Raw genomic sequence first — 277 nt, 5'->3', positions numbered from 1 at the left:
ATGGCAATATCTAAGCTCATGGCATTTTCAAAAGCAGCTTTGGTAGCGATAGAGCGTGGTAGTACAGAGTCATCATCTTGCTCGTAGCGACGTTTAGCAAGCGACACAATGGTACGACCCGCTTCTAAGAATAGCTCGCGGCGCAATGAATGGGTAGCTAGCAGTGAGCCGTTGCCTGGTAAGGCTAGGCCTAAAGCTTCGGTCAAGCAGTTCATCGAGTTGGCGGTAAACATACCAGAGCACGAACCACAAGTAGGGCAGGCTGAAGCTTCAATAG

Annotated in this window: 1 protein-coding gene; it reads right to left on the bottom strand. The window is 49.8% G+C overall.

What is annotated here, in order from left to right; translation table 11 throughout:
* A partial coding sequence (locus tag R2R70_RS19980; RefSeq protein ID WP_410978896.1) for a dihydroxy-acid dehydratase occupies nt 1–277 on the bottom strand: 277 nt, incomplete at both ends.

This window comes from Cobetia sp. SIMBA_158 (assembly GCF_046566945.1).
Classification (GTDB): domain Bacteria; phylum Pseudomonadota; class Gammaproteobacteria; order Pseudomonadales; family Halomonadaceae; genus Cobetia; species Cobetia amphilecti.
The sequence above is the reverse complement of the archived record's forward strand: the minus strand, read 5'-3'. Positions and strand labels throughout refer to the sequence as shown.